The 2,941-nt window shown below is 26.6% G+C and carries 3 protein-coding genes; 2 read left to right on the plus strand and 1 reads right to left on the minus strand.

Annotated features, from left to right (window positions below; genetic code table 11):
• Positions 1–115: 115 nt before the first annotated feature.
• Together pyrE and GBZ86_RS14525 are read left to right on the plus strand one after the other, a co-directional pair.
• Positions 116–802, plus strand: coding sequence for an orotate phosphoribosyltransferase (gene pyrE, locus GBZ86_RS14520; protein ID WP_152891826.1), 687 nt, complete (start codon positions 116–118; stop codon positions 800–802).
• Positions 803–855: 53 nt separating this feature from the next.
• On the plus strand, positions 856–1,608 hold the full coding sequence (locus tag GBZ86_RS14525; protein ID WP_152891828.1) for an exodeoxyribonuclease III: 753 nt from the start codon (positions 856–858) through the stop codon (positions 1,606–1,608).
• Positions 1,609–1,702: 94 nt separating this feature from the next.
• On the opposite strand, the gene GBZ86_RS14530 is transcribed toward GBZ86_RS14525, so the two are convergent.
• The gene (locus GBZ86_RS14530; RefSeq protein ID WP_152891830.1) at positions 1,703–2,941 is read right to left on the minus strand and encodes an NAD(P)-dependent oxidoreductase; all 1,239 of its coding nucleotides are present in this window, start codon (positions 2,939–2,941) and stop codon (positions 1,703–1,705) included.

Below are 2,941 nucleotides of genomic sequence, written 5' to 3' on the forward strand. Positions count from 1 at the left end.
AAATTAAATTATAAAAAAATAGAGATTTTAAAAAAAATTATTAGAAAAAAATTAAATATAATGGTAAAATGTATAAGAAGATTTTTAAACATTATTGTATTAGGAGGAATGGGAAATGGAACAATATAAAAAAGAGTTTATAGAATTCATGGTAGAAAGTAACGTATTAAGATTTGGTGATTTTGTAACAAAAAGTGGAAGGAAGACACCGTTCTTTATTAATACAGGAAACTATACAACAGGGGAACAATTACATAAGTTAGGAGAATTTTATGCCAAAGCAATACATACTCATTTTGGTAAAAATATAGATGTATTATTTGGACCAGCATATAAGGGAATTCCTTTAACAGTAACTACAGCTATTTCAATGAATTCAATTTATGGAATTAATGTAGAATATTGTTCAAATAGAAAAGAAGTAAAAGATCATGGTGAAGGTGGAATTTTATTAGGAGCTAAATTAGGAGATAATAAAAAAGTTGTTATAGTAGAAGATGTTATGACTGCTGGAACTTCTATTTATGAAACAGCTCCTATATTAAAAAATTCAGGAAATGTTGATATAAAAGGTTTAGTTATTTCAGTTGATAGAATGGAAAAAGGTAAATCAGAAAAATCAGCTCAAGAAGAAATTAAAGAAGTCTTTGGAATTACAACATATTCAATAGTTACTATGCAAGAAGTAGTAAATTATTTATATAATAGAAAAATTAAGGGTAAAGTATATATAGATGATAATATGAAAAATGCTATAGATAATTACTATAGACAATATGGAGTAACATATACTTTTGAATAATAAATAGAGAGATCTTGAGAAATCAAGGTCTCTTTTAAAAAAGGAGAGTTTTTATGAAATTAATTTCTTGGAATGTAAATGGTATTAGAGCCTGTGTGCAAAAAGGATTTTTAGATTTTTTTAATAATGAAAATGCAGATATTTTTTGTTTACAAGAAACTAAGCTACAAGAAGGACAAATTGATTTGCAGCTTGAAGGATATCATCAGTATTGGAATTATGCAGAAAAAAAGGGATACTCTGGAACAGCAATTTTTACAAAAAAAGAACCTATAAAAGTTTTTTATGGTATTGGAAAAGAAGAACATGATAAAGAGGGGCGAGTTATAACCTTAGAGTTTGAAGATTTTTATATGATAACAGTATATACTCCAAATTCTCAAGTGAAATTAGCAAGATTAGATTATAGAATTACTTGGGAAAAAGAATTTAGACAATACATAAAATCATTAGATAAGATTAAGCCAGTAATTATATGTGGTGATTTAAATGTAGCACATAAAGAAATAGACTTAAAAAATCCTAAATCTAATAGAAAAAATGCAGGCTTTACAGATGAGGAAAGAGAAGAATTTTCAAATTTATTAAATGAAGGATTTATAGATACATTTCGTTATTTCTATCCAGAATTGGAGGGAATGTATTCTTGGTGGTCATATAGATTTAATGCAAGAAAAAACAATGCAGGATGGAGAATTGATTATTTTATAGTATCAGAACAGTTAGAGAATAGATTAAAGGAAGCTAAAATATATAATAATATTTTAGGTTCAGACCATTGTCCAGTAGAACTTACTTTAAAATAAGTTCATTTTAATTATGAGTAAGATTATATGTATAATATAATAAAAATGATAATACATACAATCTTACTTTTTATTTTTAATAAATAATAAAAAATTACTTTTTTAAAGATTTACAATATTCATCTATAGAATTAGCAGCTGTTTTTGCATTAACAACAGCTTCAATTACAGTTTTAGCTCCACTTACTACATCACCACAAGCAAAAATTCCTTCTCTAGTGGTATGACATTTTTCATTAGTAAGTATTAAACCAGATTTACAAACTTCTAAGCCATTAGTGTTATCTACAATGTTACTTTTAGGCGCTTGGCTTACTGCAATTATTATAGAATCACATTGAAATAATTCTTCAGTATTTTCAATTGTAACAATTTTAACACTACCATCTTCATTTTCTATTTTTTTAGTTTTAGTAGTTAAAATGCCTGAATCTTTAATTTCTAAAGGTGCTTTAAAAGTATCAAATATAATTCCATCTTCTTTAGCTTCTTTTATTTCAAATTGAGTAGCAGGCATATCTGATTCTGCTCTTCTATAAACAATATGAACATCAGAAGAACCATAATGTTTAGCAGATCTAGCAGCATCCATAGCTACATTTCCAGCACCGATTACAGCTACTTTTTTTCCTAAATTATATTTTTCAGGAGATTTTAAATAATCTATAGCATAGTGAACATGTCCTAAAGTTTCTCCTTTTATATTTAGAGATTTAGGGTTCCAAACTCCTGTGCCTATAAATATTGCTTTATAGCCATCTGCTAGAAGCTTATCCACAGTTATAACAGGACCAACTAAAGTATTAGTTTTAATTTTTATCTTTAAGTCTTTTAATATTTCTTCAAACTTATCAACTATATCTCTAGAAAGTCTAAATTCAGGTATACCATATCTAAGAACTCCACCAATTTTTTCATTCTTTTCAAATAGAGTAACATCATATCCTTTTTGAGCTAGAATGATAGATAATGTTATACCTGCAGGACCAGAACCAACAACAGCTATTTTATCCCCATTTTTTTTAGTAGAATTAAGTTTTATATTTTTTAAATATTCTTTTGAAATAAAATTTTCTATTTCGTAAAATTTTACAGAAGTATCTTTAATTCCTTTAATGCAATTTCCTAAGCATTGATTTTCATGAGGGCAGACTATAGAGCAAACTATAGACATAGGATTATTATTAAATAAAATTTCTCCGGCTTTTTCCACTTCATTATTTTTAAAAAGTTCTATTATTTGAGGAATTGGAGTACTAATGGGACAATTTTCTTTACATCTTGGTTTTTTACATAGGAAGCATCTATTAGCTTCTAATAAAAATTCTTTCAT

It is taken from the genome of Clostridium tarantellae (genome assembly GCF_009295725.1).
Taxonomy (GTDB): Bacteria; Bacillota; Clostridia; order Clostridiales; family Clostridiaceae; genus Sarcina; species Sarcina tarantellae.